Raw genomic sequence first — 260 nt, 5'->3', positions numbered from 1 at the left:
CCCGTTCCTCACCGACGCCCAACGCAAAGAAATCCACTCCAGCGCCAAAGCCATCTGCCTCGAAGCCGGCTACTACGGAGCCGGCACGGTGGAATACCTCGTCGGCCAAGACGGGCTGGTGTCGTTCCTGGAAGTCAACACCCGACTGCAGGTCGAGCATCCCGTCACCGAGGAAACCTCCGGCATCGACCTCGTGCTGCAGCAGTTCAAGATCGCCAACGGCGAAGAACTGTCCATCACCGAGGACCCCGAACCACGCG

Annotated in this window: 1 pseudogene; it reads left to right on the top strand. The window is 62.3% G+C overall.

Annotation, left to right across the window (positions count from 1 at the left end):
• Positions 1–260, top strand: a pseudogene (locus MTX35_RS26365) (acetyl-/propionyl-CoA carboxylase subunit alpha); the annotation flags it as partial.

The sequence above is a fragment of the Rhodococcus sp. ARC_M12 genome (genome assembly GCF_022810385.1).
Lineage (GTDB): Bacteria > Actinomycetota > Actinomycetes > Mycobacteriales > Mycobacteriaceae > Rhodococcoides > Rhodococcoides navarretei.
Note: the sequence above shows the minus strand (reverse complement) of the source record. Positions and strands in the feature narration are given on the sequence as shown.